This is a genomic window from Protofrankia sp. Cas8 (assembly GCF_963555845.1).
GTDB lineage: Bacteria > Actinomycetota > Actinomycetes > Frankiales > Frankiaceae > Protofrankia.
In genome coordinates this window covers 1-6689 of sequence record NZ_CAUVXI010000221.1, presented here as the reverse complement: position 1 = coordinate 6689, position 6689 = coordinate 1, and the positions used below count along the sequence as shown (strand labels likewise).

Below are 6689 nucleotides of genomic sequence, written 5' to 3'. Positions count from 1 at the left end.
CTGTGAAGAGATCTTCACCGGTGCTCACCGTGCCGCATGCGCCGCGCCGTGCCGTGCAGGACCCGGACGGGCCGCCGCGCTCCGGACTGCGCGTGGCGCTGGCGCGCCATGCTCGCCGGGCGCGTCGTCTCCGCCTCCCACTCGGGGCGTCGGAGCGCTGCGGCGAGCCAGCGAAGGGGTATCGCCGGTCTCAGTTCCGGTCTCGTTCACTCACGTACGGAGCCGTTCAGGTCCGGTCGAAGCGCCGCGGAATGCCATACCCGGACCACTGCGGTCGGTCACGGACGATGACGTTCAGACCTCGGAAGCGTGTGAGGGGGCAACCCCTCCGTGGGTTCAAATCCCACCTCCACAGCCCACAGCCCATAGCCCACAGCCAGACAAAACGCCGGGCCGATCACCCAGCCCGGCGTTTGATTGTCGCCTTCCGCCTCGGTTCTCGTCTCAGCGCTGCCAGGACGCTCGCGATGGACGGGTATCAGATCTGATGGAGGTCGATCTCTGCTGCGAAGGGCGCCGAGACCGTGACCACGCCGGTGAATACCTCTCCGTCCCGGTAGACCCGCCTCGCCGGGTCGAGGACATAGGTGTAGACCAGCGGAACACCGGTAGCGGCCTGCTCGATCCGCCAGTAGAAGGCGATGCCGGCCTTGGCGTACTGGTCCACCTTCACGATCCTGTCGGTGGTCTCCGAACCCGGCGAGACGATCTCCACGACCAACAGCACGTGTTCGGGACGGGTGGGCGTGACGTCGATCGTGTCCGCGCGATACACCACGACATCCGGACGGCGATTGGTGAGCGGCACGTCCTGCAGCCGGACGTCGAAGTCCGTGTCGGCGTTCCAGTCCACCCCGGCGGCCGCGTCCAGTGCGTTCGCGACGATCCGGGCCAGCCGGTTGTGCCGCTTGGACGCGCTGGGGCTCACGACGACCATCCCGTCCACGATCTCGATGCCCGCGCACTGCTCCTGCGACCAGGAGTCGTACTGCTCCGCCGTGATCTGCTCGTGCATCCACGCAGGGGCGACCATCTCCGCGGTCATGACGTACCTCCTGCGAACCTGGCGGCAGGCCTGAGTCCTACCTGACAGCGTACTGTGCGCCTGCCGGGGGAACGGACCCCCGACTCAGGCCGGCTCAGGCCATGGTCGCCAGGATCGCGGCGATGTCCGCGGGTTCGGTGCACGGGTTGACGATCGCGAACCGGGTCACCGTCTCCCCCTCGTGGACGGTCGGGGTGACGAACGCGAAACCCGACTGCAGCAGCTTCTCCGTCCACTCGTAGTACATCTGCGGCGCCCAGTTCAGGCGCCGCAGGACAACCACGGAAAGCTGCGGTTCGCGCACAAGCTCGACGTAGGGCAGCGCCCGGATTTGGTCGGCCGCGGCCCGGGCGGTGGCCAGGGACTTCTCCACGGCGGCGCTGTAGGCACGGGTCCCGTGCACGGCGAGGGAGAACCAGAAGGGCAGACCACGCGCGCGCCGGGACAGGCCGATCGCGTAGTCCGCTGGATTCCAGGCGTCCGTGGACTCCAGCACCTCGAGGTAACCCGCTTTCTGCGCATGTGCCGCGCGGGCCAGCGCAGGTTCCCGATAGATCAGCGCGCAGGCGTCGAACGGCGCGAACAACCATTTGTGCGGATCAACGATGAAGGAGTCGGCATCCGCCACACCGGCAAAAAGGTGACGGACTGATTCCGCAGCCAGGGCGGCCAGTCCGTAGGCGCCGTCGACGTGTACCCAGATACCGCGTTCACGGGCCACGTCGACAATGCCGCGAATATCATCGACAATGCCGAACTGCGTGGTACCGGCGGTTGCCACGACGGCGAAGACCGTGTCGGCAACGGCGACGCCGGCGGCGTCCAACGCGGCGCCCAGCGCAGGACCGGTGAGCCGTCCGTCCTGGTCCGTCGCCACGACCAGAACGTCGACGCCCATGATGCGGGCGGCGGTCTCAACCGAGGAGTGCGCTTCGGAACCGCAGACGACCCGCCAGGTGGTGGGTTCGGCCCCGCAACCCGCCGCCTGCCGCCTGGCCTGCTGCGCCGCGTGCCTGGCTGCGACCAGGGCGGAAAGGTTGCCGACCGTCCCCCCCTGGACGAAGACACCACCCGCCCGGGACGGGAAACCGGCCAGATCGGACAACCAGCGCAACGCCTGGTTCTCCGCGTAGACCGCACCGGCGCCCTCCAGCCAGCTGCCCGCATATACCGACGACGCCCCGACAACGAGATCGAACAGTATTGCCGCCTTGGTGGGAGCCGCCGGGATGAACGAGAGATTACGCGGATGATCGACTGAAATGCAGGCTCTGGAGAGGACTTTGTCGAAAAGACCGAGCACCTCGACGCCGCCCATACCGTCGGGGGTAATCGTCGCTCCCGCGGTGGCGGCCAGATCCGCGTGGGACCGCGACCCGTCCAGCGGGACCGGATGCAGACGCAGGCGCTCCCGCGCATAGTCGACAACAGCCTGGGCCAGAATCTCGCTGTCCATGTCATACCGATGCACGGAGCAGAGTATAGCCAGACTCACCTGACAATAGGGACGCGATACCACGGTAGCAGTATGTGCATTTCATGTGCATTGGTGCACAAAGCGAAACAGCTGGAAAATAATGCCGAATGCCGACTGTATTCTGATCGTGCACCGCGCCGAGACAGTCACGGGCCAGAGCCGAGCCGGCGGTGAGCCAGGCACACCGAGACGCACCGAGACGCACCGAGACGCACCGAGACGCACCGAGACAGGCGACATCAGCCATCGACCAACTGACCGCCGATCAGTTGGTCGACAGCGCGACCGCGGTGCCGACCGTGGAGCGCGATCACCCGGCGTCGGTCAGGCCACCGGGCGTGCGGGACCCATCATGATCGCATACCCGTCAGCCCACCGGCGGCTCAGACGTCCTGCTTGCCCCGCCGGCGAATGAGGAAACCGCCGCCGGCAATAGCGGCCAGCAGGGCGATCAGCGCGAAACGCTTCATTGCGTACCTCCACGATGCGGACGAAAGGCATTACACAACATTCCAACACCGGCACCAGTACCTGGCACTCAAGCCATCCTGCACACCGGCAAAATCACCCTGGGTAGCTGGCCGAACCTTGCGGATCGGCGGTGGGTCGAACCTGAGCATGCCATGTCCACAGCCAGTTGGCGGGAAGGCGGCCCAGGATGTCGACCATCATACGGGCGCCGCCCCTCGGCCGCCGCATCACCGGGTACCCCAATCACGATGATCTCAGAGAAGATCACGAATGGTAATCGTCTGATCCCGGCCGGGGCCGACGCCGACGGCCGACACCGGCGCCCCGGCCAACTCCTCGACAGCCTTCACGTAGTCACGAGCAGCCTGCGGGAGCTGATCGAACGACGTGGCACCCGAGATGTCGTCACCCCAGCCCGGCAGTTCCTCATAAATCGGCCTGGCGTGATGGAACTCGGTCTGGGTCATGGGCATGTCGTCGTGGCGGACACCGTGCACGTCATATCCGACACATATCGGAACGCGATCAAATCCGGACAATACATCCAGTTTGGTAAGAAAAACATCAGTCAACCCGTTCACGCGCACGGCGTAGCGGGCGATGACCGCATCGAACCAGCCCGTGCGCCGGGCTCGACCGGTGGTCACACCGAACTCGCCACCGACGGCACGCAGCTCGTCGCCGACCTTGTCGGTGAGTTCGGTCGGAAACGGGCCGGAGCCGACGCGGGTCGTATACGCCTTGCAGATACCGATCACCCGCGTGATCCGGGTCGGGCCGATACCCGAGCCGGTCGCGGCCCCGCCCGCCGTCGGGTTCGACGAGGTGACGAACGGATAGGTCCCATGGTCGACATCGAGCAGGGTGCCCTGCGAACCCTCCAGCAGGACGACCTTGCCGGCCCGTAACGCCTGGTCCAGGACAAGCCCGGTATCGGCGATGTGCGGTCCGAGCAGGCGCGCGTATCCGGCGTACTCCTCGACGATCGCGTCCGTGTCAAGGGCCCGTCGATTATAGATCTTGGTCAGGATCTGGTTCTTGTCCCGCAGCGCCAGCTCCAGCTTGGCCCGGAAGATCCCGGGGTCGAGGAGGTCCTGAACGCGGATCCCCGTCCGGGCAATCTTGTCACCATAGGTCGGACCTATCCCGCGGCCGGTCGTCCCGATCCGAGCCTTGCCAAGGTAACGCTCCGTCACCTTATCGAGCGCGCGATGATGGGGCATGATCAAATGAGCATTCGCGCTGATCAACAAACGGGACACGTCGATGCCACGGGCGATCAGCCCATCCATCTCGCCGAGAAGAACCCCCGGATCGATCACCACGCCGTTGCCGATCACGGGCACGCAGTCGGCACGTAGCACGCCACTTGGGATCAGATGCAGAGCGTAACTTTCCTCACCGATGACAACCGTATGTCCGGCATTGTTACCGCCCTGGTAACGAACCACGAAGTCGACCGCCCCGCCAAGCAGGTCGGTCGCCTTTCCCTTGCCTTCATCGCCCCACTGGGCACCGATCAGCACGAGCGCAGGCACCGGGCGAGATTACCTGGCCCACCGGTCGGAGCGGGCGCACGGGCGGCACTGCGTGATATCGATCCAGGTCGACGGGCTAAAGATCATAACTACCCGATACGTGCGGACGCTGCCGAGCGCCCCCGTCGACCACTATGACGATCACGATCATTTCCCGTGCCCGGCGGGCCTGGAAACCCCTGACGGACCCTGGATGATCGCGACGAGTGGCCCTCGGTCCACCGTCGCGACACGATTGATCGTCTAAATAAAGATCCTACTTGCATTACCAAGAGTTACTGTGGAGGCTGTTCCGGTAACAGGATTAGTCAATCGGGACGGGGGTGTCACGGTGGCCGCTGTCACCGCCCGGTCCGTGCGTGCCGAAGGCTCCGGCCAGAGCACCGGCACGGCGGACGACCTGGCATCGGAGAGCGTTTCCGCCAGCCACCGGCGGCATGAAGAGAAGATCATCGCGTCGCCGTCGGCCCCGCCGCCACATCCGTCCGACCGACCCACATCAGCACAGCCGGTCGTGCCGCCGACGCCGGTCGGAGACCAGCCAGGGAGAGGTCTGACCACACTGAACCTGCCTGACGCCCCCCTGCCGGCGGTGGCGCATCCCGGCGGCGGCCCACCGGAGGACACCCCGCCCGTCGCGACTCCACCAGCTGATCGCAGACCCGACAGCCGGGTCGGTCCCCTCACGGTTCACTGGACACCGGCGTTGCGGACCAACATCATTCGCCAGTCACAGGTCACGAGTCAGGTCGTCGGTGTACATGCCTGGCCCGTCGGCTTCTCACCCATCGGTGACCTGCTTCCCGCCACCCTGCCCGAGGTGCTCAGGCGAGGCAGCCACGCGGTCCGCAGCGCCAACGAGGTCGAAGAACAGCGCAAGGAGCGCGCGGACGCCATCGCCACCTATGCGGTCGCACAGATCGCCGAGTTTCTCGCCATCTGCGCGGCCGAGGGCCTCACCCCGACCTTGACGATCCGGGTGGTCGCAGACCGGCAACCGGATCAACCCCCGGATCAACCCCCGGATCAACCCGCCGAGGCCGCGACGCCTCGACGTGGCCGGCGCACCCCGCCACGGGCCTGGCCGGTGCTCTACTGGCGCAACCAGAGTTTCCCGTACACCGGCCGCTCCCTGCACCTGTTCGTGGACGCCTCCGGACAGACCTTCGAAAGCCGCGAGGACCCCGGGCCGCAGGCCGTCCTCGGCCGCGACGTCCGGGTCTGGCCGGTCGACGTCCACACCGTTATCGGGTCCATGGCGGAAGTCGACGCCCGACGGTGTGCGCATCAGCTCGTCTACGCCATGGCGCACCTGCTGTGGAATGCCGGCATCAGCCTGTAAGGCCCCGGGGACGTCGGCCTCCGGCGATGCGACAGAACCACGATCGCATCGCCTTTGGCCCGGTAGGGCCGGTAGCAGCCCGGATGAGGTGGTCGGCACGGGCGCTACCCTGTACTGCGTGCCTCCACCCACCGACCACGACGCGGTCACGGCCCGCGCCCAGCCGACCGGGCGGTGGCGGGTGGCGAGGTGAAGGTCCTCGTCGTCGGCTCGGGAGGCCGGGAGCACGCGTTGTGCCGGGCCCTGTCGCGCGACCCGGCGGTAGGCGCGCTGGTGTGCGCCCCCGGTAACGCCGGCACCGCGCAGCTGGCGCAGCCGCGTCCGCTCGATGTCGCCGACCCCGACGCCGTGGCCGACCTGGCCGAGGCCGTCCAGGCGGATCTGACCATCATCGGGCCGGAGGTACCCCTGGTTGCCGGCGCCGCCGACGAACTGCGGGTCCGAGGCCTGCGCTGCTTCGGGCCGACCGCCGCGGCCGCGCGGCTGGAGGGCAGCAAGGCCTTCGCCAAGAACGTGATGCACGCCGCCGGCGTCCCCACCGCGGCGTCGCGTGATCACACCGAGATCGAACCGGCCCTCGCCGACCTCGACGAGTTCGGTCCGCCCTACGTCGTCAAGTACGACGGTCTCGCCGGCGGCAAGGGAGTGACCGTCACGACCGACCGGCGCAGCGCGGTCGAGGCGGTACGCGCATGCCTGCGCAACCCCGAGGACCGAGTCGTGATCGAGGAGTATCTGGACGGGCCCGAGGTCTCGCTGTTCGCGATCGTGACCGAAGCCGGGACCGTCATCCCCCTGCTACCCGCTCAGGACCAC

At 67.1% G+C, this 6689-nt stretch carries 5 protein-coding genes; 2 read left to right on the top strand and 3 right to left on the bottom strand.

What is annotated here, in order from left to right; all coding sequences use genetic code 11:
- Positions 1-478 precede the first annotated feature (478 nt).
- The 3 genes from U9977_RS22955 to U9977_RS22945 form a co-directional block, all read right to left on the bottom strand.
- The gene (locus tag U9977_RS22955) at positions 479-1045 is read right to left on the bottom strand and encodes a Uma2 family endonuclease (RefSeq protein ID WP_416210306.1); all 567 of its coding nucleotides are present in this window, start codon (positions 1043-1045) and stop codon (positions 479-481) included.
- Between the two features lie 94 nt (positions 1046-1139).
- Entirely contained in the window at positions 1140-2501 is a 1362-nt protein-coding gene (locus tag U9977_RS22950) for a pyridoxal phosphate-dependent decarboxylase family protein (protein ID WP_322751359.1), read from the bottom strand.
- A gap of 746 nt (positions 2502-3247) precedes the next feature.
- Positions 3248-4531, bottom strand: coding sequence for an adenylosuccinate synthase (locus U9977_RS22945; RefSeq protein ID WP_322751358.1), 1284 nt, complete (start codon positions 4529-4531; stop codon positions 3248-3250).
- Between the two features lie 331 nt (positions 4532-4862).
- Between U9977_RS22945 and U9977_RS22940 the strand changes: the two genes are divergently transcribed.
- Both U9977_RS22940 and U9977_RS22935 read left to right on the top strand, forming a co-directional pair.
- On the top strand, positions 4863-5873 hold the full coding sequence (locus U9977_RS22940) for a hypothetical protein (RefSeq protein ID WP_322751357.1): 1011 nt from the start codon (positions 4863-4865) through the stop codon (positions 5871-5873).
- A gap of 189 nt (positions 5874-6062) precedes the next feature.
- A partial coding sequence (locus tag U9977_RS22935; RefSeq protein WP_416210754.1) for a phosphoribosylamine--glycine ligase occupies positions 6063-6689 on the top strand: 627 nt, incomplete at its 3' end.